Genomic DNA, 26,423 nt, shown 5'->3' with positions numbered 1-26,423 from the left:
CAAAAGTGCGATGAGTTTCCTTTATTTAATAGATGTTGTTCTTGATTTTGATATTTAGAATTGATAAGATTGATGCATGTATTAACTATAAGTGTTTATAATGGATTATTTTAAGTTTATTTAGGGGAATGTTATGAACAAAATTTTTAAAGTGGTTTGGAATGAAAAAAAAGGATGCAATGTAGTTACATCTGAGAAGGGGAAAAGTACATGTCGTTTTCGAGGGTCTGCTAGATTAGCGGCAATGGCTATATTAGGTTTAACTGTAATCACTAGTGGTATGAATACCGCTAGTGCAGAAGGGGCGACTACTACAGTTGGTACAATTGAAGTTAAGACCTCAAATAATCTTACATTTGGCGGAGGTATTTTACTGCCTGGTACAAGTTTAACAGCTATGGATTCTAGTACATATTCAATTTCTGGTACAATTGCAAACCCTACAAGTATGGCATTTAATGGGAGTACGAATACGACTGCTTATATATATGCAAATGGTCAGTTAATTCCAGAGCATTCCTTTGTAGCAAATGGTACAGAGCAAGCAACATCTACTCGTAATATTACTAAAATGTGGAATGATAGTGGCACTGTTGATGGTAATGGAAACTATATTCATGCTACAAGTCCAGTTAAAAAAGCTGCTCAAATTTCTCCAGTAGAAACTAAACAAACCGTAATTTCTTCTCCTGGTAATGCTAATAAAGGTACAATCAAGACAGAGGTTCTTGGAACCAAAACTACTACGACTACGGGTAAAACTGTAACTATTAGTAAACTGTCAGACAATTTAGCATTTGCAAATATTGGAGGCCTTGCTGAAGCTGGTGCAAGTACTATGGCATCTTATGATTTAATGCTTGATGATATCACGCAAGCTGCATTAAATGAACATGCAAAAGCCATCAACACTTTAACAGAGCTTGCGGTAGATGCTCAAAATGATAAGCAAACAGCTTTTGTAGATGCTAATGGTAATAAAGTTGTAAAAACAACGGACTCTACTGGTACAACAGAGGGGTATTATTTAGAAAGTGATATTGATCCTGCTACAGGTAAGGCAAGAGTTGGTGCCAGTACAGTTGCTCACTCCGATATTCATGTAAGTCTATTAGATGCATCTGGATCTACGACTACTCCTACAAAATTGAGTAACGTTGCTAATGGCACAGTTGCTGCTAATAGTAAAGAGGCAGTCAATGGTGGTCAATTATTTGATGTGAAAACAACAGCAGACGCTGCCAATACTGCAGTTACTACCAAAGGAATCAAATTCGATGGTGATACAGGTACAACTATCACTCGCAAACTAGACGAAACATTAAATATCAAAGGGAATACAGCAACTAGTGCTGTATTAACAGATGGTAACATTGGTGTAGTTTCTGATGGTACAGATACATTGTTAGTAAAATTAGCACAAAAGATTAATCTTGGTACCGCTGGTTCTGTTACAATGGGTAATACTGCCATTAGTAATGATGGTGTAACTTCAAAAGACGCTGCAGGCAATACAACAATTGTCAATGGTTCTGGTGTATCTTTCAAAGATAGTACTGATGCTGCAACGGGTCCTAGCATTACAAAAGACGGTATCAATGCGGGTAATAAAACAATTAGCAATGTAGCCACAGCCGTTAATGGTACAGAGGCCGTTAATAAAGCGCAATTAGACGCGGCGATTGCAGGAATCCCTACAACGGGAGGAGCGACTACACTTAAGACTGCAGCAGATAACAGTACCACAGGAACCGTAGCATTAGCAACCCAATCTCTTGCTGTTAATGGTACTGCTAATTATGTAACAACGACTGCAAATGGTAATGCCATTACCGTTGATTTAGCACAATCTATCAAAGATAAAATTAATACAGCTGCTACTGTAGCTGGCAATGGTAAAGATGGTCGAGATGGTTCTAATGGTACAGCAGGAGCCTCTATCACTGGACCAACAGGTAAAGATGGATTAAATGGTAAAGATTTAACGGATAAAACGAATGCTATTCGTAATGGCGAAGCTGGCGTTATCGTGTACACAAATGATGCTGGTGAGCGTTTAGTAAAAGCCAATGATGGGAAATACTACAAAGCGGCTGAGGTAAATGCAGACGGTACAACTGTAGCAGGTGCAACGGCTGTAACTAACCCAGTAGCCAGCCTTGTAAATCCAGATGGTACAACGACTGGTGCTACAACTAAACTAACTAACGTTGCTAATGGTACAGTTGCTGCTAATAGTAAAGAGGCAGTCAATGGTGGTCAATTGTTTGATGTAAAGCAAAATATTACTAATTTGACTAATACTGTTAATAGTGGATTGACTTTTAAAGGAGATACTGGCACACAATTCAACCGTGCATTAGGTACGACTGTTAATGTAGTTGGTGGCACAACGGGTAATGGTACAACTAATAATGTTGTAGTAAGTTCAAATGGTACAGATACATTAACTGTTAAATTAGCTGAAAATATTGATCTTGGTACTAATGGTTCTGTTACAACTGGTAATACTAAAATTAGCAATAGTGGTTTGACATCTAAAGATGCTGCTGGTAATACAACTGTAGTGAATGGTTCTGGTTTATCTTTTACCGATAGTACTGGTGCGGCTACAGGTCCTAGCCTTACAAAAGACGGTATCAATGCGGGTAATAAAACAATTAGTAATGTAGCAACAGCCGTTAATGGTACTGATGCAGTTAACTTGACTCAAGTACGAAATATGATTTCTGGTATCGGTGGCGGCGCACATAGTAAAGTTACCGAAGGTAATAATATTAAAGTTAAGGAAACACTAGACGATGCAACAAATGGTAAAGTATTTAATGTAGCACTTAAAGATTCTATCTCTGTTACAAATGTAACAACTACAGATGCAGCGGGTAACACAACTATAACTAATGGTAGTGGTGTAACTATCACTGGTGCTTCTAGTCCTACAAACCCTGGTACGACAGTATCCTTGACAAGTGATGGCTTGAATAATGGAGGTAACCAAATTCATAATGTAGCGCGTGGTACATCTGCTAATGATGCAGCAACTGTAGGTCAAGTACAAGAAGCTATGAGTGGTTTAAACAGTGCATTTAATGGTTTTGATAGTAAAATAAATACAACTGGTGCTAATGCGGCAGCATTGGCTGGTTTGAAACCAATTCAATACGATCCATTGGAACCAACTCAAATTATGGCTGCGTATGGTCATTACCATGATAAATCTGCTGTAGCAGTTGGTGTGGCTCACTTCACTAATGAAAGTACTATGCTCCACGTAGGTGTAACCCTTGATGACCAAAATAATATGTTCAATGTGGGGGTAACTAAAAAAATTGGTTCCTCAGCAGCAAAAAAAGCAATTCCTGAACGTTATAAAGGTGGTCCAATTAGCTCTATATACGTAATGAATGATGAAATTACTGCATTAAAAGAAGAAAATGCAAGAATTAAACAAGAAAATGAAGATACTAAAGCTAAATTAGCAATGGTTATGGCAAAATTAGGTTTATAATCTAAGGTGTATTCTATAATACATGGTATGCGGATCAGGAAGGTAAAACGTATACAATTTTAGTTGTTGGTAGTTAATCTGTTACCTATACAGGTCAAGAATTACAAAACAGTCCCTTAAAAAAAGCTATTAGTTGATTGAACCGACCCCTTAATGTTAGACCAAAAATCTTAACGTTAAGGAGTCACTACATGATCAACTAATAGCTTATTTTTTATGTCTCTAAGAAAAATAGGGTGAAGATTATAGAGGGGGAGCTTATGGTAAAACATGTGTATATGCTAGTATTAATCCAACAAAAAAAAGAGACACATACTTTCGAAATCTGACTTTGGCCTGAGCCCCAAAGGGACGAAGAAAAAGCCGGTGGAAGATTTCGGAAGTAGGTGTCTCCTCAGTCTTAAATGCTCGATTAGCTATTTAATTCAATAGATGCTCCTGGATCAATAATAACCGCAGTTTGGTTGTATTTGCCTTCTACAAGGCTTGCGAATACGCCTGGTTCGCGGTCGATAACAGGCCATGTTTTGTAGTGGATTGGGATGGAGATGCGGGCTTTTACATAGCTTGCTGCAAGGGCTGCATCTTCGACGCCCATTGTGTAGTTATCGCCGATAGGGATAAGTGCGTAGTCGATATCGCCAAAGCGGTTTAATAGTTTCATGTCGCTAAAGAGGGCTGTATCGCCTGCAAAGTATACGATATCGCCAAAGAAGTTGACGATGCAACCTGCTGCGTGACCACCTGGTACGCCAGCGCCATGGAATGCTGGAACAATACGAACGGAACCGAATTCAAAGTCGTATTTACCGCCAAGGTGCATCGCGTGTGTACGGCAACCTGCAGCAGCTGCTTTGCCAGCAACTTCAGCTGTAGAGATTACAAGTGCATCGTTAGCTTTGGCGATGAAATCGGTATCGCCGTAGTGATCATCGTGACCGTGGCTGACGAAGATGTATTGGCATTTAATATCTTCTTTTTTTGCTATGTTCCATGTATTGCCTGTTAAGAATGGGTCAAAAATCATGGATACATCACCGTTTGTTAGCATAAAGCACGCGTGGCCGAAATAAGTTAATTTTGTTTTCATAGGAACACTTCCTTCCTCATATATACTAATTTAATTATATTGTATAATAGAAATGAGAAAAGTAAAACTATTGATGTACATTTATACATAAAATAAGGAAATATTATGGAATTAACACATTTTGATGAACAAGGCAATGCGTGGATGGTGGATGTGTCCGATAAGGATTATACGCATCGCATTGCGGTAGCAGAAGGTTTTATAGCCATCAATGATGCTATATATGACCGCATTCAAGGTGGGACGATGAAAAAGGGGGATGTTTTGTCCGTTGCTCAATTGGCTGCCATTATGGGGGCTAAGCAAACGAGTAACCTCATCCCGTTGTGTCATCCTTTGATGCTTACGAAGGTGGAGGTCCATTGCCATCTTGTTGATGGTGAAAGTCTAGCTTTCACAACAGATACGCATAGTAAAGCGGTAAAGATTACGGCGACAGTTAAGACGACGGGGCAAACCGGTGTTGAAATGGAGGCACTTACGGCCGTACAAGTGGGGCTCCTCACTGTATATGATATGTGCAAGGCCATCGATAAGGGCATGATTATGGGGCCTACGTATCTCGTTGAAAAAGACGGTGGCAAGAGCGGACACTTTATTCGAAGTAATAAATAATCTTAGTGGTGTAGGGCTGTTTGTGTCCCACCTAGGAAAAATAGAATTCACTACTTGAATACGTACTGTAGATTAGGTAGAATAATATAGATATAAGAATAGAGGGAATGGTATGGAAATTGTATTATATGAACCGGAGATTCCTGGTAATACCGGTAATATTGCACGCCTTTGTGCGGCAAACCATATGACCTTGCATCTCATCAAACCATTGGGCTTTTCCATTGACGATAAGCACGTTAAACGGGCCGGCCTTGATTATTGGCATTTGGTAGATGTACAGGTACATGAAAATATAGAAGAACTATATGCGAAATATCCTGATCGTCGTTATTTTTATGCTACTACGAAGGCAAAACATGTGCATTCTGATGTGAAGTTTGAGATCGGTGATATGCTCGTATTTGGTCCTGAAACTAGAGGCTTACCTGAAAGTTTATTAGAAGGTAATGAAGAAACGTGCATTCGTATTCCTATGGTGGAAGAGGCGCGGTCTTTAAACCTTTCAAATTCTGTGGCTATTATTGCCTATGAAGCTATGCGTCAATTGGATTATCCAGATTTGAAAGAAGTAGGCAATTGGATTAGCCATAAGTAAAAGAATGTACGATGTTTGTGAGACTTGGCTTTTACAAAGAATAGTATATGCAATAAATGTATGATGTCCGTGAAAGTTAGCTTTCACAAAGAATAGTGTATGCAATAGGGGGAATGAATATGAATTACGATAAAGCCCATGATTTAGCACACGCAATGCGTGAATCTGAAGAGTATAAAGAGTTGATGCAAGCGCAAGAGGCTGTAAAAGCTGACGCAGAAGCAACTGCATTGGTGCGCACATTTATGGCGCAACAAATGCAATGGGAATATGCTAAGTTGTCCGGCGCGCCTGAAGCAGATGATTTGCAAAAGAAACAAGAGGAATTGATGCCTCAAATTCAAGCAAATACTGCAGCGGCTAATTATTTGCAAGCGCAAATGCGTTGGAGCCAAGTATCTAATGATATTTACAAAATCATTAGCGAACCAATCACTGAGGGGATGAAAGTTTTAGATCATGGGGAAAAACAACAACCACAACATTAAGGCCCTACAAACGGCTTTATTAGAAAAATTACCAAGTACACGTGTACGAGAAGAGGAATATTTACGTCATCATACGACATTTAAAATCGGTGGTCCTGCTGATTTGTTCGTTGAACCTACAACGATGGCTGAATTGAGCTTTGCTCTTCGTACTATTCACGAGTTTGATGTGCCTGTTACCATTATCGGTTGCGGTTCCAATATTCTCGTGAAGGACGGTGGCATTCGCGGTGCTGTTGTATCCGTTCGACATATGACACAAATCATGGACTGCAATGATAATGTATTGTGTATCGGATCTGGGTATATGTTGAAAGACGCTTCTGAGTTCGCATGGGAAAATGGCTTGACTGGCTTAGAATTTGCCATCGGTATTCCTGGCACATTAGGGGGTGCCGTATTTATGAATGCCGGCGCTTATGATGGGGAAATGAGCCATGTAGTCACTGCGGTGCGAGCTGTAGATTTTCAAGGCAATATCAAAGAATACGATGCATCGCATTTAGATTTTGGGTATCGTCATAGTGTATTCCATGATAATCATGAGGTTATTGGCGAAGTGATTATGACGCTTAAACCAGGCGATAAAAATGTTATTAAGGCTAGAATGGATGAGCTTACAGAAAAACGCGAGTCCAAACAGCCTTTAGAATTTGCTAGTGCTGGATCCACCTTTAAACGCCCACCAGGGTATTTTGCAGGGACCTTGATTGAACAAACAGGCCTTAAGGGCTTATCCGTAGGAGATGCGCAAGTATCCCATAAGCATGCGGGCTTTGTTATCAATACAGGCAGTGCTAGTGCGAAGGATGTACTTGATTTAATTGCTGAAGTACAACGTCGCGTATATGACCAACATGGTGTGCATCTTGAACCAGAAGTACGTATGATTGGCGAAGATTAATACAAACTAAATACTCATACAAGATTTCTTATGAACCGTTATCCTTTTTTAGGTATGATGAATTCATAAGAAATCTTTTTTTATAGTGTTTTCTTTGACATGATTGAATTAGTTACGTTATAATTAAGTGTTGCCAATTTTGGGAATATACCTATATAGCGACTTTCACAAGCGTTATATGATATAGAATATACTGAAGGAATTAAAGGGAGGATCTTATGATTCGCGAAAATCTTCGTAATGTAGCGATTATCGCCCACGTTGACCATGGTAAAACTACTTTGGTGGACGCATTATTAAAACAAAGCCATGTGTTCCGTGAAAATGAAAAGGTAGCAGAACGCGTAATGGACTCCAATGATTTGGAACGTGAACGTGGTATTACTATCTTGTCTAAAAACACTGCAGTTATGCATGATGGCATCAAAATCAACATCGTTGATACTCCAGGCCATGCTGACTTCGGCGGCGAAGTAGAACGTGTACTTAACATGGTTGATGGCGTATTGCTTCTCGTAGATGCTTACGAAGGTCCAATGCCTCAAACTAAATACGTTTTGCGTAAAGCATTAGAACAAAAATTGAAACCAATCGTAGTTATCAACAAAATCGACCGTCCTGACCAACGTGTTAAAGAGGTTGAAGATGAAGTTCTTGAATTGTTCATGGAACTTGAAGCTGATGATGACCAACTCGATTTCCCTGTAGTATACGCATCTGCTCGTGCTGGTGTGGCTAAAACTAACTGGGATGACGAAGCAGTAAATATGGAACCATTATTTGAAACCTTGATTAAAGAAATTCCTGCACCACAAGGTGATTTGGAAGGTCCTCTTCAATTCATGGTTACTACACTTGATTACGATAACTTCATCGGTAAAATCGCAGTAGGCCGTATCGTTCGCGGTAAAATGAAACCTAATCAACAAGTGGCTATCATGACTGGTGAAAGCACTCGTAAAGCGAAAATTGGCCGCGTATATACATACAATGGCTTGAACCGTGTTGAAACTGACGAAGCACAAATGGGTGATATCATTGCATTCGCTGGTATCGACGATATCAATATCGGCGAAACTGTAGCAGATGCTGAAAATCCTGAAGCATTGCCATCCATCTCCATCGACGAACCAACATTGTCCATGGTATTCTCCGTAAACAACTCTCCGTTCGCAGGTCGCGAAGGTGAATTCGTTACATCCCGTCACTTACGTGATCGTTTATTCCGCGAAGTAGAAACTAACGTTTCTATGAAGGTAGAAGAAACTGATTCTGCCGATGCTTTCAAAGTATCTGGCCGTGGCGAATTGCACTTGGCTGTATTGATCGAAACTATGCGTCGTGAAGGCTACGAATTACAAGTAGGTAAACCACGCGTAATCTTTAGAACTATTAACGACAAATTGTGCGAACCATTAGAAGCATTGACTATCGATGTACCTCAAGAATTCATGGGTACTGTAATGGAAAACCTTGGTCAACGTAAAGCTGAATTGACTAACATGGTTGAATTGGCTGGTTACCTTCGCATGGAATTCGTAATTCCTGCTCGTGGTTTGATCGGTTTCCGTGCACAATTCTTAACAGCTACAAAAGGTAATGGTATCATGAACCATGTATTCCATGGTTATGCACCATACAAAGGCGAAATTCCTTCCCGTACACGCGGTGCCTTGGTAGCATTCGAAAATGGCGAAACTACACCATATGGTTTGAACTCCGTTCAAGACCGTGGTACATTGTTCGTTGGTCCTAACCAAGACGTGTACGCAGGCCAAGTTATCGGTGAAAACACTCGTGAACTTGATATGGACGTTAACCCATGTAAGAAAAAACACGTTACTAACATGCGTTCTAGTTCCTCTGATGAAGCAGTTCGCTTGACTCCACCTCGTATCTTCTCCTTGGAACAAGCTCTTGAGTGGATCAACGATGACGAACTTGTTGAAGTAACACCTGAAAGCATTCGTATGCGTAAAACAATCCTTGATCGTGCTGCACGTGCGAAAGCTGCAAAAAATAAAAAATAATATCTATACAAGATATATGAAAACGACACCCCTGGTGAGTGTCGTTTTTGTATTTTTATAAGGTTTAGATATTCCTATTTATTATATACATATGAAAATTAGATGATAACCTTATCAATTATGATAGATAAGCATAGTAATGCCTGTATATACAGAGTATGCATAATAACTTGATTATACGGGTATAGGTATATACGAAACCTCTATAAATTTGTATAATAATAGCAAGTTTGTTGATACAAGTTATTGATTATGGAGGTTTTTATGAATAAGAAATTATTAGCATCCTTATTTGCTGTAGGTTTGGCTGCAGGCTGTGTATGCTCTTCCGTTGACGCTCATGGCGTATTCTTCGCTAACCGTACCGATGAAAAAGTCCTTGTTCTTGGTGAAGGCCCTGTAGATAATGCCTATACTGCAGATATGGTAAAAAATATTACTGGCTATGATGTTCAAGGTAAACAAATTCCAGTACAAGTTGTTAAACATGAAAAAAATGTAGCTATTGTTCCACCAGCAGATCTTGGTGTTACAGTAACTAATTTTGACTATGGCTACTGGACTAAAACTAAAGATGGCAAAATGATTCATAAACCAATTACAGAAGTACCAGATGCTGTTAAGAGTACACATGCTATCAAATACGATATTCACTATTGGAATGCACAAGCTAAACCTTTCGTAGATAAAAATGCTTTCATTCAAATCATTCCATCTGTTAACCCATTGACACTTAGAAAAGGCGACACTTATGAAATTCAAGTATTGAAAGATGGTAAACCTTATGCAAATGCACCTCTTATCAAAGACTTGGTAAATGATTTGACTGGTGAAGCTAAAGCTGATGAAAATGGTAAAGCAACAGTAGCAGTTACTGCTGATGGCTTAAATGTAGTGGGCGTAGAAGTAGCATTCCCTACACAAAATAAAGGGGAACAAAATAAATACTTTAGTGCATTGTCCTTCCTCATTTCTCCTGAAGAATAATCTGAAGCCTATTTCTACTATTCACTGAGTGTGTGAATGAATACAAGACCTCCTAAGTTGGACTCAGGGGGTCTTTCTATGTTTTGAGAGCATTTAATCCAGTCTGTTAAGAGTGTAGAGTGTGACTGGCTAAGAAAGAAGAGAGATTTATATGAAATTACATCGTCATGTATCGGCAGTAATGGCTGCTTTGGTATTAACAGGTTTATCTTATTCTGCTGGGGCTACTGATATTAATGTATCTAGTGATAAAGCAGAAGAATTGCTAGGCTTATCGATGGGATCCCCGACACAAACGCAACCTGAAGTTAAGCATATTGAAGATACATTAACAGTTAATGTACATGGTAAAAGCTTGACCGATGAAGGTAAATCTAAAAACGTAACAGGTATTTACAATGGTTTTGGGTCCCAGTTAACGGTGGATAAAGATCTTGTAGTACGTTTAAAGAATGATGCACCAGCATCTAAAAATGAATTGGGTCACTATTATATGAGTGCTGTTTACGCTGGTTACGGCGGTAAGGTGCCACGTCTTAGCAAGGACAATCCTGATCGAGATTTTGGGGATACCAATATTCACGTCAAAGGTAATGTAGATATTGATGCTATCGGCTCTGGTTTACAAGTCAATCAACGAGGTCATATCCTTGTTGATGGAGGTGGTAAGATTATCACTCATCCAGTAGAAACATCTGATACCTATTCTGTAGTAGCAGAAGAAGGGGATGTATATGTTAATGCAGGCGCTGATGGCAAACATCCAGGTACTAAGGACCTAGTTGCTGTTGGCAATGTGGGCCTTATCAACAAGGACTATGGCCGCGATCCAAATCATAATGTTGAACCAACTAATATAGCGCTAGCTTTCACAACACCTAACTCTAGCCTTACCGGTGCTGTTTTGAATGAATATGCTGAAAGTAAGAAAAATCCTCATAATTCTGGTGCCGATATTTATTTACAAAATGGCGGTACTTGGAATAATGAATGGATTGGTAAGGACCGTCCTACACCAAGAAAAGAACGTCCATCAGGGGATAATGCGGCGTACCTATATAAGGGAAGTAAGGTACGCAATCTCGTAGGCGGTGCAAATCCAACGGCAGCGGGTATCATTCATCCTATCGATGCACGTCCAATTACCATTCAAAACTATAGCGGCTTTGTGAATGCTGATTATAAGGCTGGTGTACCGGCTAGTGAAGAAGGTAAGGGGCAAATTATTATCCAACACGCCGCTGATAATAGCCATGTAACGGTGCAAGGGGATAGTGCAAAAAATCTAACTGATGATGCAAGTTACCGCGCTGAAATGCAATCGTTGGCGAATAAATTACAATACACTGGAAATGATAAAAAATTAGCTACTGCAGTCCAAATCAATGAAGGTGTAACACGCCCTGCAGCTGTTGCAGAACTTGGTACAGATGCATTTGATTCGCAAGGTAATCTCGTTGTGGGGAATACAGCGACTGTTAAACACGCTGGAGAATCCTCCTTAGTAAGTGGTACAAAATCTGCTCTTGCATCTACGGCTATGGCATGGCGTAATAATACAAATGATTTACAACGTCGTTTAGGTGACCTTCGTTTAGCTAATACGGATCAAGGCGTGTGGGCTAAATATATTGGTGGTAAATCAAAGATTACAGATGGTGCTGATGCTCGTATGACCTATAATGGCGTTCAAGTTGGTTATGACCATAAGGCATCGAATGGCTGGATCTTTGGTGGTGCCCTAGATTACAGTACATCTAGCAATTCCTACGCCGTTGGCAGTGGGGATGGTAAAATCGGTGGCATTGCGCTATATGGCACAAAACAACATGATGATGGTCGTTATCTAGATATCATCGCTCGTGGTAACCGCTTATCCAATAATTACAAACTCTACTCCGTAGGTGGACAACGTGTGAACGGTGATTACCACACATTTGGCACATCCTTGAGTGCTGAATACGGTAAGCGCATTAAGAAACAAAATGGCTTCTATATTGACCCAAGCGTAGAATTTATCGTAGGACGTTTGAATGGCGTATCCTATGATGCCAATATTGCCGGCGGTGGATCCATGCATGTGAAAGCTGACGGTGTTAACTCTGCTGTGGGCAGATTAGGTTTTGGTATTGGTAAAGAAACAGAAAAATCCAACATCTTTGCAAAACTCGCATTGGCTCATGAATTCTCCGGTAAGATGAATACAACCTATTCCGCACCAGGCAATCCAACAGTAAAAACAGAACTTGATTTGAAAGATACTTGGCTTGATGCTGAAATCGGTGGCTCCTGGAGCGTTCGTCCTAGTACATACCTATATGGCACATTTACGAAAAACTTTGGTGCTACTATAGACAATACATGGCGTATCGATGCGGGGGTACGGCATAATTTCTAATTGAATAAAGAACAACCTCTATAGTATATGTGATATGTACCCCCTTTATTGGACACTCAGTAAAGGGGGTACATATTAATGAAACTATAGAGGTTGTTTTATTTTTGATACAAGTTTAAGACGAGTAAAATAAATAGTTTGTAATATTGTTGTGCATAATTAACACTAATCTGCGGAGTTCTCAAAAGACATAAGTAAAATTATTGTTTTGCTATGGGGCTATTCTTAGTTGATTTAAGATGGTCTTTATTTTTTTAGAATTACATTCAAAAATCTTTGTTAAAATAAATATATATTCTTGTATTATATATTTTGAGGTAAATCTATGGATATATACAGTTTTTTAGAGCAACATAATAATGCTAGGGTGGGTTTCAATTTTGAATTATTTATTAATTATAATGAATCATATTTTACACAGGATTTGGATAAAGCTATATTTAAATTATTTTCTAAGATCTCAAAGATAGGATTTCGATTTAATGAAGGGAAAATAATTTATAATCCTCTTTTGGAATATAAAGATGGATCAAGAAGTTTTTCTGTAGATGATTTAACTGATGAGGATTTTGATCTCTTAAGACATCTTAATTTTAATCGTCTATCTAATAATGTAAAAGCATTTATAGCGGATTTATTATGGATTCAAAAGAAAGATTATAAATATAGTATTATAGCTATTAATGCTTATTATGGCTTGTTTAAAGAGTTGAAAAATAACATAAACTCTAACTTTGATGTAGAGATTATAAGACGTGCTTTATTTATTGCTACACAAATTAAAAATGATAGCTTCTTAAAAACTTGTTGTAAGCTAATTTATGACATTATAACTTCTGACACAAAGCTTCTTGAGAATACTTTTAAACGAATATACTTTATAGATATTCTTATACAATATGATAAAAGTATATTAGAAAATTTAATAATGATTTTAGACGAGGAAATTGAATTATCTAGAGAGAACTTATATAAGTCTGAGCATGCATATAAAAGTAAATTGAGATGTTTAAAAAAATTAAAACTATCTCAAGATATCAAATTAACGAATATTGCTTTAGCTAATTTCTATGTGAATTATGCAGACTGTTTAACTCGATCATCATTAGATGAAATTTTAATTGCTAAAAAATGCTATATAGATGCTATAAATTTATATAGAAATAATGGAAATGCACAAGATGCTGTTTATATACATGAAAAAGTAGAAAAAATAGAGCCATTAGTCGTTGAACAATTACAGCCTATAAAAGTTGAATTAAATGTTACATCAATAATAGAAGAAATTAAGAATGATATAAAAGATTTATCCTTTGAAGAATGTATAATTTGCTTTTTAAAAGTAGTTGATCTTCCTCGCAAAGATAGTTTAAGAAAAAGATTAAAAGATGAGCTTGAAAAATCTCCATTATCATCAATGATACCAGTATCTATAGTTAATAAAACTGGGAGTGTACTTTGTTTGTTAGAGCCCATTATTAGTCTTGATCTAGATGTAGATTCTGTCGAGTTGGATAGACATTTGGCTCATAAACTATTGATTGAGACACAAATTTATTCTTTGGGGATTGAATACTTAATAAATTATATTAAACAAAAATATGATATTAATCCTGATGCGTTAGATTTTTTAGTACAAGATAATCTTATAGTACCAGAGAATAGAAGAAGTATATTTAAATACGCTTTATATCTATTTCTTAACGATAAACGCTATGAAGCCATGCATATTTTAGCTCCTCAGGTGGAAAATTTATTTAGAGAATTAGCCCAAAATTGTGGTGGTTCGGTTACCACAATTGATAAAGATGGTACAGGTCAGGTAAAATTATTAAAAAGTATATTTGAAACAACTGAATTATTAGAATGCTATAACCCCGATATTTTGTTTTTGTTCAGAGCGCTATTAATTGAGCGTGCTTGTGGAAATATAAGAAATGATATAGCTCATGGACTTCTTGATGAAAATGATATAGAGGGAAGTGTATATAGCTATTTTTTTGGAGCTTTAATAAAACTAATCTTATATACATCAAAGGGTGCATTTGCTATCATAAAGCATTCAAATAAGTTAAAACATATATTGAAGGGGAATAATTAGAATAAGATATGCAAGAAACTATCTTAATAGATATAGTAGATTAATGTTATATGAAATGGATGTGTTCTTTAAAGTATAGGAAAAAATCCCAATATTTAAATTAGAAATAATATTTATTAAAAAATATATATTACTAATCGAGATTTTTTGTATAGATTTATATGGTAGTATTAGAATATTTATTAAAAATTGCTATGGCTATATTTTACGGCGATAATGTGTACTTCTTTTTTATTGTCTTTAACTGTATAAACAATAGTATAATTTTTGTAAAAGAGTTGTCGGAATCCCTGGTTGCGATATTGACCGACTTTTCGTAAACTACCACGTGTTGGATAGGTTTCAAGACTCAAAATCATTTGAAGTAAATTATTATATATTTCCAGTGCAGTATTTGGCGATACAAGCTTATCTAGGATGTATATAAATATATTATGGAGGTCGGATTCTGCAGAGGGGAAAATTGTGACTTTATAGGTGTCCAAGATACTCCTCCTTTAATTCTGAAAAGAGGGTTCGTGCATCTTTTCCTTGCACATGATTAGCTATATCTGATTCATATTGTGTTATCGCTTTGTCGATTTCGTTAGATCGTCTTAGTGATTCGTATGCTTCCATACTCATAACAACAAGCTCACCGTATCCATTTTTTGTAACGAAAATCGGATCATTAGATTCTTTGCACATATCCATTATTTCATTTGTATTACGTAAGTCTTTCATCGGTATTATTCTTGGCATAATGTCATCTCCTAATAACTGTATTAATTATGACTATATTGTGTCATAATTAATGCTATATAACAAGTGGATTTATTGATTTAACAAATTCATTTTCCTATGCTAAGATAAAATAACTAGTGTTTATACAACTTTTTAAGTAAGAATTAGGAGACTACAATATGAAAGTTTTAATTGTAAATGGTAGTAGTCATGTGAATGGCACAACTATGCAAGCAGTTCAAGAAGTGCAAAAGGTATTCCATGATGCTAATGTAGATACTGAGGTCATTCAACTTGGAAATAAACCTATTCGTGATTGTATCCAATGTGGCTATTGTTTTGAACATGGCGAATGTGTATTCAAGGATGATGATGTAAATGCATTTGTAGAAAAAGCGAAGGATGCGGATGGATTTATTTTTGCAACTCCTGTATACTATGCGCATCCAAGTGGACGAATTTTATCCTTTTTAGATCGTGTATTTTTCAGTGCAGAAAATATAACACCAAATCCATTTGCCTTTAAACCGGGTGCATCCATTGCGGTAGCTCGCCGCGGCGGTACAACGGCATCTTTTGATGTACTTAATAAATATTTTGGTATTTCTCAAATGCCGATTGCGGGTTCTACATATTGGAATATTAGCCACGGCCTAGTGGCTGAAGATGCTAAGCAAGATGAAGAAGGTATGCAAACCATGCGTAACTTGGCTCGTAATATGATCTGGATGATGCGTAGTTTTGCGGTAGCTAAGGAGCAAGGTGTGCCATATCCAGATACAGAGAAAAATGTATCTACGAACTTTGTACGTTAATAACTCGGCGCTTGGTGTGGTGTTAAAGGAGATATAATGGTTAATGTTTTATTTATCTGTCACGGCAATATTTGTCGTTCTACCATGGCAGAGTTTTATATGAAGCATATCGTTAACAAGGCAGGTCTGGCTAATTCTATTTATATAGAATCTGCGGCCACATCTCGTGAGGAGATAGGAAATGATACCCATTATGGAACTAAACAAAAATTAGATGAAATGGGGATTCCTTATGCTCCTCGTAAGGCCCGCCAAGTGACCATGGATGATTACCATAGATTTGATTACCTCATCATCATGGATGAAAATAATGCACGGAACTTGTATCGCATTATCGGTGATGATGTAGCGCATAAGGTGCATAAGGCTATGACCTTTGTTGGTGAAAGCCGAGATGTAAAGGATCCTTGGTATACGGGAAATTTTGACGAAACCTATGACGATGTAAGTCGTAGCTGCGATGCACTCTTGCAGGTCATTAAAAATAATATGTAAAATATACGCCTCTATTATTAGTTCTTCGATTAGCTAATGATAGTGGCGTATATTATATGTCCCTGTGCTAATATACTTTATACTATCGAAGCATGCTGTAATATGGTATAATTCTTTAGTACACATGCGCCTATAGCTCAGGGGATAGAGCGCCGGTCTCCGGAACCGGGTGCGCAGGTTCGAATCCTGCTAGGTGCACCAAATAAAAGGCTTCTCGAAATGTCGAGAAGCCTTTTTGTATATATCGTTAAAGGTAAATCCATCGTTTAGAGAGACATAATTTACTATCTATATTTATTACACTGAATTCCTCTGGATCTAAATTCCTTCATGAGTAATTCTATTGATTTATCAATGATTTCTTCACTTGTTATATATACCATCTTTTTGTAATAGACAGTACCATCAAATTCTATCCAACGGCTTGTTTTACCATTTATTTTGCAAATCTTCATTCTGCCCGACCAGCTTCCCATGCTGCGGAATTTCTTGCCTTTAGAAAAACGCACTTCGCGAATATCTTTTAATTTATAGGTTCTTCTTACTAATCCAATGCCTATAGAGATTTGATCATCTGTAAAATAAAGAAGTTTATAACGTTCTTCAGGAGGCATGGATCTAATGATGGATAAGTTATATGTAGCAAAGACTACAGCAATACCGACTAATACAAAGATTAGTATTATTATATATTTTTCCATATTTTCAACTCCTTCTTTTCTCTATTATAATAAATATAAGTAATGTGTGAAATAATTTTGATAGTTAATATGAAACGGCATTGGTATTTATTAATAGGAGAGAAATGAATGGACACACATGCACGAACCGCAAAATGGAGTAAAGGCATATCTGAGATGGATGTATTGTCCTTGGCGGAGAAGGAAATTGTTTGTAATAAGGTAGCAAAACAATTATTCGTTATCTGTGTTACTATAGCTACTTTAATACTGATTGCTATTATAGCTGGTATGTTTGAATATCCATGGCTTCTAGATTATATGACGGATACGGAGAATACAGTAAATCAAAATCAAAGTACTGCTCATTCCCAAGCAGGTCGGGCAGGTGGTACGATGGCTAGTTTACCTCGTATGCTACCAGTATTAGCGACCATGTTGATACCTACAATGGCAGTATTCTACATTATTAAAAAGCCTTTGCTCAAAAGGGAAACGAGAAAATTAGTAGAAAAGAAATTAGCGGCTACTCCAAGTACTGATGATATATTGACATCAGTGTATTGGGCTTTTTCTAATCAAGAGTATATGAGTAATGATGCTTTCACCAAGGATATTATGAATTACATTGAGGATAATAAAGCGAATTGGAATCCGAATGGGATTGCTGTTAATGCCCACAAGGTATGTATTGTTTATGAAGCTTTTATTACAGGTTCTGAACAGCTAAGAATCAATGAACATATTGTTGATATAACTGATTTAGATGAAGATAACCGAATTGATGGTGTATTTCAAACTGATATTAAATTCGAATTAAGCGCAGAGAATAGAAGATATTTTACTAATGTAGAATTATTGAGAAAAATTCATAATCAATTGGCCAATAAAATAGTAGATGGACTAGATTCTTTTGAAGGATTAGAATATGTAGAAACCGTAGATACCGTTCCAGTATATCGAGTTATGATTGGAGATTGATTGATTTGTATAACTTCATGAATGAAACTTCATATCAGTTATATATTTGATATGGTATAATGTTACCAAATTATTTATGTTGTTCATGTTAGTTTGGTTTACGTTATAGTGTTACAGAAATGGAGAGAGGATTATATGAGTTCATTAATATTTCTGCTGATATTAGCGCTTGTGATTTTCTTTATTAAGCAATATAATACATTGCAAAAATTAACTGTAGAAATTAAAGAAGCTCGCGCTAATATTATCGTAGCCTATGAGAAAAAGGTAGCTATTATCAATCAATATTCTGGTTTAGTTGATGAATATGGCGATTACGAGAAATCTATTCAATTAAAGGTGTCTGATAATTTCCTAGAAATGGCACGTGCAACGGCGAAAGCTGTCCAAAATATTACGGCCTTAGCAAATCAATTTCCAGAATTAAAAGCAGATTCTCAATATGGTAAATTCTTGGAAGCGATTAGTGCGAATGAAACTTTTATTTCTAATAAACGTGAAATTTATAATTTCCAAGTAAAAGAATACAACAGTGCTATTGCGCAAATTCCGATGGTGTTCGTAGCTGCTATGTTGGGCTTTAAACAAGCGCCGTTCTTTGATCCTAAGAATGAAGATGCTCTTGCAGCATTCAGTGGTGCAGATCCTGAAGCTATCAAAAACCTAGCTAAAGAAGGTACAGATAAACTTAGAGATACATTCGACAGAAAACCTGCTGAATTTAAACCTCAAGATAAACCTGAACAATCTGAACAACCAACTAGTGTAGAAGAATTAGAACAACAAGTTTTAAAACAAAATGAGCTTGGCAAACCTGTAGATACAGAAGAAACTAAGCAAGACGATAAAAAATAATTTATCTAACTATAAGGGGCTATACCTTATGCAATGTATTGCATGTGGGTATAGTCCTTTTGATGATTATTGGAAAATAATGAAATATATTGTTTTCTAATCATTGTGATAGCATAATGTGATTAGATTAGATTAGATTAGATTAGATTAGATTAGATTAGTAAATGTGACTATAGTAACACAAAAATTATTGAGAATAATATACAATACAATATAGTATCCATATACAAAATCTGAACCCGCCCATTTGGAACAATAGGGCTATATGGATATTGAGCTAACTATATTTACATTAGCATATACAGTATCAGAGTAGAGGATATAACATGAATAATACAATACAAGAGGTATCCGTTGATCTCCATGATTGGCGCGATGAACAAGAGGCTTGGAATAACCGGTCTAAATTTTTTGTAGAATTACATAGTCGAGCAGATCGTAAGGCACAGGTGACAGATTTTCTTGCATTTTTAAAGGACGAACATCTATTACCTTCAGCTGGTGGTACCGCTCTCGACATTGGTTGTGGTGTTGGTGATTATGCACTTGGATTAGCTAGAGAAGGTTACAAAACTACGGGAATTGATTTGTCCGATGGCATGATTCATGGTGCAAAACAACTGGCAGATAAAGAAGGCCTTGATGTGAGCCTATATATTGCACCATGGTCTGAAGAAACTAGGCAGAAATTAGGCTGGGATAAATCCTTTGATTTGGCGTATAGTATTTTTTGTCCTATCATGTTTGATGTAGAGAATATACGGGCCATGCATGATGCAAGCCATGATACATGTCTATGGATTGCGTTTAGTGAACGTATGGATGAAACGGTAGATATGTTGTCAGAACATTTCTTCGGACGAGATTCATTTCCGTGGGCTGGTAAGATGAAAGCATGTTTAGATGCCATTCATGAGATAGGTCATAATGTGAAAGTTACGTATAAAACTGTACCCGAAACAGAGGTTATGAGCCTTGATAAAGCGGTAGATTATTTCACGATGCGTCTCCACAATAATGAGTGGGGCACCATGGAAGATATGAAGCGAGAAATTAGACAACTCATTGAACCGCGTGCTATTGATGGTAAAATTCATAATAAGACAGTGGATACGGTTGCATGGGTATCTTGGTCGGTTAAATAGGAGGCATTATGACAGTAGAAGAAAAGCGTCAATTAGAACTCAAAACGATGCGTCAAATCATTGGCATCTATTGTCATGATAAACATCATACGCCAAAGGGTCAACTATGCGAAGATTGTGAAGAGGTATGGCAGTATGCACAGCATCGCATCGATGTATGCCCACACATGGAGCATAAGACGTTTTGTAGCGTATGTAAAACACATTGTTATGCGCCGACGTACCGAGGAAAAATCCGTGAAATCATGCGCTACGGTGGTCCGCGGATGTTACTACACTCTCCAATTCAGGTTGTTCGTCATATGTATTTAGAGTGGAAGGATAGAAAAAGGAGCCATATATCTCATGAAAACTGATATGATTGTAAGAACGGGAATATTTGTAGCGTTGACGGTTTTACTATCTTATATATTTGCTATTCACACTACCTTTATACATATCACTTTTGGATTTCTATCAACCGCTATATTTGCCATTCTTTATGGGCCGATGGCAGCTGGTATAATGGCTGCTATTGCCTGCTTTATAGGCATGGCTCTATTTGGACAAGGCGTATTCTTTCCCGGCTTTATCGTATCTGAATTTCTTGTAGGCTATGTGTATGGACATTTTTTACATGGTCGTAATGTTACATTTAAACGATTACTTTTACCAGAAGCGATTGTGACAGTATGCATACATTTGCTATTGAATACACTGTGGCTGACAATATTTTATAATAAAGCTGTATCCGCTATATTTGTTGGACGTCTTATTAAAAATATTATTTGTTTCCCCTTAGAGATTGCATTGATTTTAATTGTGTATAAGGCAATCAGTAAATTTATAGTACCCAAAAAGCTATAACCCTATAACCTTTTATTATACTAAAATGCACCCCTAACATTAGATGGTATGTTAGAGGTGCATTTTTATTGGTTATATAGTTTTATGCAAGCGCTTTATCGAATACAGCCTTGATGTATGCCTTAGTTTGGTCATAGCTTTCACCAGGTTGTGCTTCGTATTGTTTATCAGTACCGAACCAAAGGTTAGGGTAGTATTCATATGGATGCGTTTTGAATAATTCGTGAGCATCTTGATCCTCAACCCAGTCGATTTTGATATTTTTATATGCAGGATTTTCTGCTTGCAATTCTTCGATTGCACGGAATGCGTTATGGCAATAAGGGCAACCGTTTAAGTGGAAACCTAGAATTTCTTTCATAGTATTCAGTCCTTTCAGAAAATACGACTAAATTTAGTGATTTATTGAGTTATTTCATACTCACATCAACTAAGATGTGATATATTAAAAAGTATATCATAAATAATAACAATATTCAATTTTTTAGATATAATCTACTAGCATTTGTAGGTTGATATATAGGAGGATGGCTATGATTTCAGGTGCCGCATACGTGGTGAAAGCATTGCAAGAGGAGAATGTTGATATTTTATTCAACTATCCTGGCGCAGCAACCATCGATATAATGGATGAATTATATAAACAAGATCAGGTGAAAGTAATCTTACCTCGCCATGAGCAAGCATTAGCACATGCTGCTGATGGTTATGCACGCAGCACTGGCAAGGTTGGCGTTTGCATGGTTACGTCTGGTCCAGGTGCGACAAATCTTGTTACTGGTATTGCTACAGCCTACTCAGATAGTGTACCTATGGTGTGTATTACCGGCCAAGTAGATTTAGCATTGATGGGCAATGACGCATTCCAAGAAGTAGATACGGTCGGCATTGTTCGTAATGTAAGTAAGTATGCTGTTACGGTTCGTGACCGTAAAGATCTAGGTCGTATTTTGAAAGAAGCCTTTTACATTGCTCGTACAGGCCGCCCGGGTCCTGTTGTCGTAGATATTCCTAAGAATATCCAAAAAGCGATGGGGTCTGATGTATATCCTGATGAAGTTAACATTCGTGGTTATAAGCCAAACACGACAGTTCACATTGGTCAGGTAAAAAAAGCTTGCTCTGTTATTGCTAAGGCTAAACGTCCTTTATTCTTATTAGGTGGCGGTATTAGCATCAGTGGTGCTAATGAATTGATGACACAGCTGGTAGATAAAACGGGAATTCCTGTAGTCACTACCTTGATGGGGAAAGGGGCTATTAGTTCATGTCATCCATTGTACTTAGGCAATGTAGGCATTCACGGTGGCTATGCACCGAATGTGGCCATTACCGATTGTGATGTTATGATCTCCATTGGTACGCGCTTTAATGACCGCATTACTGGCAAATTGAGTACATTTGCACAAAACTGCAAAATTGTACATATTGACGTAGATGCTGCTTCTATCTCTAAAAATATTAAGGTAGATATTCCAATCGTGGCGGATGCAAAATTAGCTATTGAGGCTTTGTTAGAGTATATTGAACCTCACGATCTAGGCGATTGGCCAGCTCAATTGCAACAATTAAAAGAAGAGCGTCCTGTTACGCAAGCTGGTGAAGAAGGTCTTACGCCTCAAAATATTATCGACTACATTAATAATCATTATGACCGTCCAGTGGTGGCAACTGATGTAGGTCAAAACCAATTGTGGACTACACAATTCCTCGAAATCGAAGGCAATCATCAATTGTTGACATCCGGCGGCTTAGGTACGATGGGCTATGGATTCCCTGCGGCTATTGGTGCTCAATTTGGTAATCCTACAAAACGTGTATTCGCCATTTGTGGTGATGGGGGTGTGCAAATGAATATTCAAGAATTTGCAACAGCTATGCATTACCATTTGCCTGTGACCTTGGTTGTTATCAATAATGGCTATCTTGGTAATGTACGTCAGTGGCAACAATTATTCTACGATAAACGCTATGCATGTACTAATTTGTTGATGGATGAAAGTGCTATCGTCACTCGTGATATGATCGATGACGGTGAATTTGAATACGTACCAGACTTTGTGAAATTAGCAGAGGCCTATGGCGCACAAGGTATACGTGTTACAAAAGCTGAAGAATTAGAAGGAGCGTTTAAAAAGGCAGATGCTTTCAAAAAAGGACCAACACTCATTGAATGCATCATTCCAACTGAGTTAAATGTATTGCCAATGGTACCAGCCGGCAAATCGTTGAGCGACATGTTATTAAAGGATAAAAAATAGGAGGGGCTATGGAATTACATTTAGAAAAACGCTGCATTTCAGCATATGTAGAAAACCAAATCGGCGTATTGGCCAAAATTTCTGGCCTCTTCGCGGGTAAAAATTATAACCTTGATACGTTGACAGTAGGTGAAACAGAAGACCCTACCATGTCACGTATGACCATTGAACTCACTTGCGATGATTTGACATACGAACAAATTATCAAGCAACTTAACCGCAGTGTTGAGGTTATTAAGGTTATCGACTTTACAGATATGCCGATTACAAAAAAAGAATTATTATTCATCAAGGTTAATAACTGTAAAGAATCGGACAAACAAGAAATATTCCGCATTGCAGAAACCTTTGACCTTAAGGTCATTGACTACAATCGAAAATCTGTACTTGTACAATGCGTGAAAACAGTATCCAAGAACAATGATATGATTGCCTTGTTTAAGGATATGTTCGTTAATCGCATCGAAGTTGTTCGTGGTGGCAGTGTCGCAATTGAGGCATTGGCGACTCCGGATCGCTAGTGAGGTATAGACCTAGAGTATTCATGTTGAGTAGCCCGTACTTGCTCGCTCCACCGGCCGGGTCTGACTTCGCCCTTCGGGCTACGCAGGGCCAAAGTTTGGCGTTCAGCTCATACTTGCTCGTTCCAGCTACCTTAACGGTCTTCGGCCGAGGGCCTTGACCTAGTAAAGTCACTGCGCTAGTATGAGCTTCACTTGGACAATAATGTCTGTTTGTTTTATGGTATAATAAAATATCGAATGTATTAAATATAGAGACCTTGCTTTAATTTAGACAAGGTCTTTTTTACCTGGAGGAAATATGAGTTTACTTGATGATATTTTGAAGCATAATAAGGAATATGTAGAAGATCAAAATACAGGATATGTTGATGTAGATACAAAATGTAGTAAGATGCCTAGTCGTCAGATGGCGATTGTAACGTGCATGGATACGCGTCTTGTGAATTTCTTAGAGGATTCCATGGATATTGGTCGTGGTGAGGCCAAGATTGTTAAGACTGCAGGTAATTGTATTACAGGACCTTTTGATGGTGTCGTTCGTAGTTTGTTGGTTTGCATTTATGAGTTAGGTGTTAACGAAATCTTTATCATCGGTCATCATGAGTGTGGTATGGCTAAAACTACGGCTAAAGATTTAACAGAAAAAATGTTAGCTCGTGGTATTGCACCTGAGGCCATTCATATGGTGAAAAAGGAGATGGAACATTGGGCGGATGGATTCACACATCCTGCTGAAAATGTAGAGGAAACAGTAGATGAATTACGTATGAATCCGTTGATTCCTAAAGATGTGCCGATTCACGGTCTAATTTTCCATCCTAGAACTGGTGAAATTGAGGTCCTTGTCAACGGCTATACACAAATGAAACAATATTACGAAAAATAAATGGAGCTGTAGTAGTATGCGTTACATCAACGCATGCTATTACAGCTTTTTTTATACTTAGAAATTCATATAATTTATAGCTTATAGTTCTATGATTAAAATTAATGCATAGCATAACAAATAAAAATACAAAATATATGTATAAAACTTGAATAATATAAGTGATAGTATTATAATACGTACATAGGTTATAAAAATACACAATAAATGTATAAAATATACATGGTGTGTATAAAGGAGATAACGTCATGAATACATTACAAGATTTAATAAAAAAATATGCAGCACAATATAAAGAACAAGTTATAGCATGGCGTCGACATATTCATAGTCATCCAGAATTATCTGGTCAAGAAAAAGAAACATCTTTATTTATTCAAAAGACTCTTGGAGAACTAGGGATTCCATTTGTCAATGATGTTTCAGATTATGCAGTTATCGGTGAAATACAGGGCGCTCACACAGGCCCTGTTATTGCGTTACGGGCCGATATTGATGCGTTGCCAATCCATGAAGAAACAGGATTGCCATTTGCATCGCAAAATGAAGGTGTTATGCATGCTTGCGGACACGATGGACATATATCGATTTTGCTTGGTGCGGCGGCTGTGTTGCAATCTATAAAAGATGAATTGCACGGTACCGTTAAACTCGTATTCCAACCTTCTGAAGAAGAGGCGTTATTTCCTGGTGCACAAGGCATTGTGGACAGCGGTATCCTAGATGATGTAGATGAAATTTTTGGACTTCATGTATGGCCTCAATTACCGGTAGGGACGGTAGGCCTTAAGAAAGGTCATCTTATGGCGGCATCCGATCATTTTCTTGTTCATATTCACGGTAAATCTACGCATGGTGCAGAACCTCACAATGGTATCGATGCCATCGTGGCTGCGGCGAACTGGATTGTTAATGTAGAATCCATGGTGGCTCGTGAGACGAATCCAATGGAAAATCTCGTGTGCACCATCGGGGTAATCAATGGTGGCGACCGCTATAATGTAGGCTGCGGTGATGTATACCTTGAAGGAACATGTCGTACCTATGAACCAGCGAAACGTGACTATATTGAACGTCGTTTAGGTGAAAGTTTACAAGCTTTGGATATGATGTATAAAACAAAGAGTACCTTAGATTATAAACGTGGTCATGGAGCGACAACGAATGACCCAGATGCCATCGACTATGCTACATCCATCGTAGAAAAATACCTTGGCAAGGACGCCGTAGTACATCCAGACCATCCGTCTATGGCGGCAGAAGATTTTTCTGCATACTTACACAAAATCAAAGGCGCTTTTCTTTGGTTGGGAACTGGTTTTGAAGGCAATCCAGCACTTCATAATGCAGGGTTTACCATTGATGAAAAGATTTTAGAATCCGGTATTACCATGATGGCCGCACTAGCTGCAGAATATTTACAACCAAAAGAGTAGCTTTCACAAATAACAAAATTAAATTGTATAAATATATACCGAATAGATTGAAGGAGT

At 37.5% G+C, this 26,423-nt stretch carries 25 protein-coding genes and 1 tRNA gene; 21 read left to right on the top strand and 5 right to left on the bottom strand.

Annotation, left to right across the window (positions count from 1 at the left end; translation table 11 throughout):
- Nucleotides 1-133 precede the first annotated feature (133 nt).
- A complete protein-coding gene (locus HMPREF1504_RS04735) occupies nt 134-3,508 on the top strand; it encodes an ESPR-type extended signal peptide-containing protein (protein WP_038123854.1) in 3,375 nt (1,124 codons plus the stop codon).
- 412 nt (nt 3,509-3,920) lie between these two features.
- Here HMPREF1504_RS04735 and HMPREF1504_RS04730 read toward each other — a convergent pair whose 3' ends face one another.
- Nucleotides 3,921-4,598 carry a metal-dependent hydrolase gene (locus HMPREF1504_RS04730; RefSeq protein ID WP_038123853.1) on the bottom strand — a complete coding sequence of 226 codons (678 nt, stop codon included), beginning with the start codon at nt 4,596-4,598 and terminating at the stop codon, nt 3,921-3,923.
- A gap of 105 nt (nt 4,599-4,703) precedes the next feature.
- Here HMPREF1504_RS04730 and moaC point away from each other — a divergent pair, with 105 nt between their 5' ends.
- The 8 genes from moaC (at nt 4,704) to HMPREF1504_RS04690 (ending at nt 14,719) form a co-directional block, all read left to right on the top strand.
- Nucleotides 4,704-5,213, top strand: coding sequence for a cyclic pyranopterin monophosphate synthase MoaC (gene moaC, locus HMPREF1504_RS04725; RefSeq protein ID WP_038123851.1), 510 nt, complete (start codon nt 4,704-4,706; stop codon nt 5,211-5,213).
- A 112-nt stretch (nt 5,214-5,325) separates the two neighbouring features.
- Nucleotides 5,326-5,811, top strand: a complete 486-nt coding sequence (gene trmL, locus HMPREF1504_RS04720) for a tRNA (uridine(34)/cytosine(34)/5-carboxymethylaminomethyluridine(34)-2'-O)-methyltransferase TrmL (RefSeq protein WP_005381877.1) — start codon at nt 5,326-5,328, stop codon at nt 5,809-5,811.
- Between the two features lie 119 nt (nt 5,812-5,930).
- Nucleotides 5,931-6,299, top strand: coding sequence for a YlbF family regulator (locus tag HMPREF1504_RS04715; RefSeq protein ID WP_005378601.1), 369 nt, complete (start codon nt 5,931-5,933; stop codon nt 6,297-6,299).
- Complete coding sequence (murB, locus tag HMPREF1504_RS04710) at nt 6,271-7,203, top strand: UDP-N-acetylmuramate dehydrogenase (protein WP_038123846.1); 933 nt, start codon at nt 6,271-6,273, stop codon at nt 7,201-7,203. Before HMPREF1504_RS04715 ends, murB begins: the two co-directional genes overlap by 29 nt.
- 218 nt (nt 7,204-7,421) lie before the next feature.
- Nucleotides 7,422-9,233 (top strand): translational GTPase TypA, encoded by a 1,812-nt coding sequence (gene typA, locus HMPREF1504_RS04705; protein WP_038123845.1) that lies wholly within the window; start codon nt 7,422-7,424, stop codon nt 9,231-9,233.
- A gap of 264 nt (nt 9,234-9,497) precedes the next feature.
- A complete protein-coding gene (locus tag HMPREF1504_RS04700) occupies nt 9,498-10,220 on the top strand; it encodes a DUF4198 domain-containing protein (protein WP_038123843.1) in 723 nt (240 codons plus the stop codon).
- A gap of 151 nt (nt 10,221-10,371) precedes the next feature.
- On the top strand, nt 10,372-12,618 hold the full coding sequence (locus tag HMPREF1504_RS04695) for an autotransporter outer membrane beta-barrel domain-containing protein (RefSeq protein WP_038123841.1): 2,247 nt from the start codon (nt 10,372-10,374) through the stop codon (nt 12,616-12,618).
- A 325-nt stretch (nt 12,619-12,943) separates the two neighbouring features.
- Nucleotides 12,944-14,719, top strand: a complete 1,776-nt coding sequence (locus HMPREF1504_RS04690) for a DUF4209 domain-containing protein (RefSeq protein ID WP_038123838.1) — start codon at nt 12,944-12,946, stop codon at nt 14,717-14,719.
- Between the two features lie 182 nt (nt 14,720-14,901).
- Here the strand turns inward: HMPREF1504_RS04690 and HMPREF1504_RS04685 are convergent, their stop codons facing one another.
- Nucleotides 14,902-15,204 carry a type II toxin-antitoxin system RelE/ParE family toxin gene (locus HMPREF1504_RS04685; RefSeq protein WP_038123837.1) on the bottom strand — a complete coding sequence of 101 codons (303 nt, stop codon included), beginning with the start codon at nt 15,202-15,204 and terminating at the stop codon, nt 14,902-14,904.
- Nucleotides 15,191-15,460 carry a type II toxin-antitoxin system Phd/YefM family antitoxin gene (locus HMPREF1504_RS04680; RefSeq protein WP_038123836.1) on the bottom strand — a complete coding sequence of 90 codons (270 nt, stop codon included), beginning with the start codon at nt 15,458-15,460 and terminating at the stop codon, nt 15,191-15,193. Before HMPREF1504_RS04680 ends, HMPREF1504_RS04685 begins: the two co-directional genes overlap by 14 nt.
- 161 nt (nt 15,461-15,621) lie before the next feature.
- Here HMPREF1504_RS04680 and HMPREF1504_RS04675 point away from each other — a divergent pair, with 161 nt between their 5' ends.
- From HMPREF1504_RS04675 to HMPREF1504_RS04665, 3 genes are all read left to right on the top strand, one after another.
- Nucleotides 15,622-16,257 carry a flavodoxin family protein gene (locus HMPREF1504_RS04675; protein ID WP_005378651.1) on the top strand — a complete coding sequence of 212 codons (636 nt, stop codon included), beginning with the start codon at nt 15,622-15,624 and terminating at the stop codon, nt 16,255-16,257.
- Between the two features lie 36 nt (nt 16,258-16,293).
- Entirely contained in the window at nt 16,294-16,752 is a 459-nt protein-coding gene (locus HMPREF1504_RS04670) for a low molecular weight protein-tyrosine-phosphatase (RefSeq protein WP_005378613.1), read from the top strand.
- Between the two features lie 126 nt (nt 16,753-16,878).
- Nucleotides 16,879-16,953: transfer RNA gene (locus HMPREF1504_RS04665), tRNA-Arg, on the top strand.
- Between the two features lie 83 nt (nt 16,954-17,036).
- Here the strand turns inward: HMPREF1504_RS04665 and HMPREF1504_RS04660 are convergent.
- Nucleotides 17,037-17,453, bottom strand: a complete 417-nt coding sequence (locus tag HMPREF1504_RS04660) for a hypothetical protein (protein ID WP_038123835.1) — start codon at nt 17,451-17,453, stop codon at nt 17,037-17,039.
- A gap of 108 nt (nt 17,454-17,561) precedes the next feature.
- Here HMPREF1504_RS04660 and HMPREF1504_RS04655 point away from each other — a divergent pair, with 108 nt between their 5' ends.
- The 5 genes from HMPREF1504_RS04655 to HMPREF1504_RS04635 all read left to right on the top strand — a co-directional run bounded on the left by HMPREF1504_RS04655 (nt 17,562) and on the right by HMPREF1504_RS04635 (nt 21,259).
- Nucleotides 17,562-18,413, top strand: a complete 852-nt coding sequence (locus HMPREF1504_RS04655) for a hypothetical protein (RefSeq protein ID WP_038123828.1) — start codon at nt 17,562-17,564, stop codon at nt 18,411-18,413.
- Nucleotides 18,414-18,548: 135 nt separating this feature from the next.
- Entirely contained in the window at nt 18,549-19,268 is a 720-nt protein-coding gene (locus tag HMPREF1504_RS04650) for a LemA family protein (RefSeq protein WP_038123827.1), read from the top strand.
- Between the two features lie 326 nt (nt 19,269-19,594).
- Entirely contained in the window at nt 19,595-20,413 is an 819-nt protein-coding gene (locus tag HMPREF1504_RS04645) for a class I SAM-dependent methyltransferase (protein WP_038123824.1), read from the top strand.
- Between the two features lie 8 nt (nt 20,414-20,421).
- On the top strand, nt 20,422-20,769 hold the full coding sequence (locus tag HMPREF1504_RS04640; RefSeq protein ID WP_005378649.1) for a nitrous oxide-stimulated promoter family protein: 348 nt from the start codon (nt 20,422-20,424) through the stop codon (nt 20,767-20,769).
- Nucleotides 20,759-21,259: a folate family ECF transporter S component gene (locus HMPREF1504_RS04635; protein ID WP_005378600.1), complete on the top strand. Its 501-nt coding sequence runs from the start codon at nt 20,759-20,761 to the stop codon at nt 21,257-21,259. Before HMPREF1504_RS04640 ends, HMPREF1504_RS04635 begins: the two co-directional genes overlap by 11 nt.
- 82 nt (nt 21,260-21,341) lie before the next feature.
- Here the strand turns inward: HMPREF1504_RS04635 and HMPREF1504_RS04630 are convergent, their stop codons facing one another.
- On the bottom strand, nt 21,342-21,620 hold the full coding sequence (locus HMPREF1504_RS04630; protein ID WP_005378607.1) for a glutaredoxin: 279 nt from the start codon (nt 21,618-21,620) through the stop codon (nt 21,342-21,344).
- A gap of 172 nt (nt 21,621-21,792) precedes the next feature.
- On the opposite strand from HMPREF1504_RS04630, the gene ilvB reads away from it, so the two are divergent.
- From ilvB to HMPREF1504_RS04610, 4 genes are all read left to right on the top strand, one after another.
- Entirely contained in the window at nt 21,793-23,520 is a 1,728-nt protein-coding gene (ilvB, locus tag HMPREF1504_RS04625) for a biosynthetic-type acetolactate synthase large subunit (protein ID WP_038123822.1), read from the top strand.
- Between the two features lie 8 nt (nt 23,521-23,528).
- Nucleotides 23,529-24,041, top strand: coding sequence for an acetolactate synthase small subunit (gene ilvN / locus HMPREF1504_RS04620; RefSeq protein WP_005382900.1), 513 nt, complete (start codon nt 23,529-23,531; stop codon nt 24,039-24,041).
- A 301-nt stretch (nt 24,042-24,342) separates the two neighbouring features.
- Entirely contained in the window at nt 24,343-24,930 is a 588-nt protein-coding gene (locus HMPREF1504_RS04615) for a carbonic anhydrase (RefSeq protein WP_038123820.1), read from the top strand.
- A gap of 248 nt (nt 24,931-25,178) precedes the next feature.
- Nucleotides 25,179-26,366, top strand: coding sequence for a M20 family metallopeptidase (locus HMPREF1504_RS04610; RefSeq protein WP_038123819.1), 1,188 nt, complete (start codon nt 25,179-25,181; stop codon nt 26,364-26,366).
- Nucleotides 26,367-26,423 lie beyond the last annotated feature (57 nt).

This window comes from Veillonella sp. ICM51a, from assembly GCF_000524355.1.
GTDB classification, from domain to species: domain Bacteria; phylum Bacillota; class Negativicutes; order Veillonellales; family Veillonellaceae; genus Veillonella; species Veillonella atypica.
The sequence above is the reverse complement of the archived record's forward strand: the minus strand, read 5'-3'. Positions and strand labels throughout refer to the sequence as shown.

Excerpts from the sequence above, each read along its gene's own strand:
- moaC (WP_038123851.1), top strand. The coding sequence starts at position 4,704 with ATGGAATTAACACATTTTGATGAACAAGGCAATGCGTGGATGGTGGAT.
- HMPREF1504_RS04730 (WP_038123853.1), bottom strand. The coding sequence starts at position 4,598 with ATGAAAACAAAATTAACTTATTTCGGCCACGCGTGCTTTATGCTAACA.
- HMPREF1504_RS04640 (WP_005378649.1), top strand. The coding sequence starts at position 20,422 with ATGACAGTAGAAGAAAAGCGTCAATTAGAACTCAAAACGATGCGTCAA.
- HMPREF1504_RS04715 (WP_005378601.1), top strand. The coding sequence starts at position 5,931 with ATGAATTACGATAAAGCCCATGATTTAGCACACGCAATGCGTGAATCT.
- typA (WP_038123845.1), top strand. The coding sequence starts at position 7,422 with ATGATTCGCGAAAATCTTCGTAATGTAGCGATTATCGCCCACGTTGAC.
- ilvN (WP_005382900.1), top strand. The coding sequence starts at position 23,529 with ATGGAATTACATTTAGAAAAACGCTGCATTTCAGCATATGTAGAAAAC.
- HMPREF1504_RS04695 (WP_038123841.1), top strand. The coding sequence starts at position 10,372 with ATGAAATTACATCGTCATGTATCGGCAGTAATGGCTGCTTTGGTATTA.
- murB (WP_038123846.1), top strand. The coding sequence starts at position 6,271 with ATGGGGAAAAACAACAACCACAACATTAAGGCCCTACAAACGGCTTTA.
- HMPREF1504_RS04700 (WP_038123843.1), top strand. The coding sequence starts at position 9,498 with ATGAATAAGAAATTATTAGCATCCTTATTTGCTGTAGGTTTGGCTGCA.
- HMPREF1504_RS04655 (WP_038123828.1), top strand. The coding sequence starts at position 17,562 with ATGGACACACATGCACGAACCGCAAAATGGAGTAAAGGCATATCTGAG.
- HMPREF1504_RS04660 (WP_038123835.1), bottom strand. The coding sequence starts at position 17,453 with ATGGAAAAATATATAATAATACTAATCTTTGTATTAGTCGGTATTGCT.
- HMPREF1504_RS04615 (WP_038123820.1), top strand. The coding sequence starts at position 24,343 with ATGAGTTTACTTGATGATATTTTGAAGCATAATAAGGAATATGTAGAA.
- HMPREF1504_RS04650 (WP_038123827.1), top strand. The coding sequence starts at position 18,549 with ATGAGTTCATTAATATTTCTGCTGATATTAGCGCTTGTGATTTTCTTT.
- HMPREF1504_RS04610 (WP_038123819.1), top strand. The coding sequence starts at position 25,179 with ATGAATACATTACAAGATTTAATAAAAAAATATGCAGCACAATATAAA.
- HMPREF1504_RS04675 (WP_005378651.1), top strand. The coding sequence starts at position 15,622 with ATGAAAGTTTTAATTGTAAATGGTAGTAGTCATGTGAATGGCACAACT.
- HMPREF1504_RS04670 (WP_005378613.1), top strand. The coding sequence starts at position 16,294 with ATGGTTAATGTTTTATTTATCTGTCACGGCAATATTTGTCGTTCTACC.
- HMPREF1504_RS04690 (WP_038123838.1), top strand. The coding sequence starts at position 12,944 with ATGGATATATACAGTTTTTTAGAGCAACATAATAATGCTAGGGTGGGT.
- HMPREF1504_RS04680 (WP_038123836.1), bottom strand. The coding sequence starts at position 15,460 with ATGCCAAGAATAATACCGATGAAAGACTTACGTAATACAAATGAAATA.
- HMPREF1504_RS04735 (WP_038123854.1), top strand. The coding sequence starts at position 134 with ATGAACAAAATTTTTAAAGTGGTTTGGAATGAAAAAAAAGGATGCAAT.
- HMPREF1504_RS04635 (WP_005378600.1), top strand. The coding sequence starts at position 20,759 with ATGAAAACTGATATGATTGTAAGAACGGGAATATTTGTAGCGTTGACG.
- HMPREF1504_RS04630 (WP_005378607.1), bottom strand. The coding sequence starts at position 21,620 with ATGAAAGAAATTCTAGGTTTCCACTTAAACGGTTGCCCTTATTGCCAT.
- HMPREF1504_RS04645 (WP_038123824.1), top strand. The coding sequence starts at position 19,595 with ATGAATAATACAATACAAGAGGTATCCGTTGATCTCCATGATTGGCGC.
- ilvB (WP_038123822.1), top strand. The coding sequence starts at position 21,793 with ATGATTTCAGGTGCCGCATACGTGGTGAAAGCATTGCAAGAGGAGAAT.
- trmL (WP_005381877.1), top strand. The coding sequence starts at position 5,326 with ATGGAAATTGTATTATATGAACCGGAGATTCCTGGTAATACCGGTAAT.